The 250-nt window shown below is 68.8% G+C and carries 1 protein-coding gene; it reads left to right on the top strand.

Going from position 1 to position 250, the window contains the following annotated elements; all coding sequences use genetic code 11:
* The coding region (locus tag VJI94_RS08645; RefSeq protein WP_324009075.1) for a hypothetical protein at positions 1–250 on the top strand (250 nt) is incomplete at both ends.

The raw sequence follows: 250 nt of genomic DNA, 5'->3' as shown, positions 1-250 counted from the left end.
GATCATCGAAGGCTTCGACGCGCAGGCGCGCGACGTGAATGCCCAGCGCGGCGCGATGGCCCAGGAGCGGGACCGCCTGCAACAGCATCAGCTGGAGATCGAACGGCTGCGGACCATGCGCACGACTGCGGATCAGGAGCTGGCGGCCGCCCGCCAAACCGTGGCCCAATTCGACGACGCGAACCGCGGCCTGATCCAGGCGGCCACGGACGAAATGCCGGTGGTGGTGCACCATCAGCGGGTCAAGGCC

Source organism: Parvimonas sp. D9, from assembly GCF_035282565.1.
Lineage (GTDB): Bacteria > Bacillota > Clostridia > Tissierellales > Peptoniphilaceae > Parvimonas > Parvimonas micra.
Note: the sequence above shows the minus strand (reverse complement) of the source record. Positions and strands in the feature narration are given on the sequence as shown.